The sequence below is a fragment of the Paenibacillus sp. 05T425 genome (assembly GCF_056396205.1).
On the sequence record NZ_JBFTLA010000155.1, the window covers coordinates 1 to 393 of the forward strand.

Sequence of the window (393 nt, forward strand, 5' to 3'; positions counted from 1 at the left end):
GACCATGGCCAACGATGGGCGAACGGCATAAACCGCCTGGATGTCCGCTTCGATCTGCGCTTGTTGCTCGGCAGGCAAGGCCTTGATGCGAGCGTACAGGTCGCCGATGCCGTTGTTCAGGTTGAAGCCGATCTGCGCCAGCACGTCAGCGTGTTTGGCCAGTGCGTCTTTATAGAACTCGGCAACGATCTGGCCGAACATGATCGGGTCGGAGACCTTCATCATGGTGGCTTTGAGGTGAACCGACAGCAGTACACCTTTGGCCTTGGCGTCTTCGATCTCGGCGGCGATGAAGCTACGCAGCGCGTTTTTGCTCATGACCGCGCAATCGAGGATCTCACCGGCTTGTACGGTGGTTTTTTCTTTCAGGACGGTGGTGGTGCCGTCTTGAGC

1 protein-coding gene is annotated in these 393 nt (G+C 57.8%); it reads right to left on the minus strand.

The features are described from left to right. The coding region (locus tag AC1DF0_RS32555) for an NADP-dependent isocitrate dehydrogenase (RefSeq protein WP_477577746.1) at window positions 1–393 on the minus strand (393 nt) is incomplete at both ends.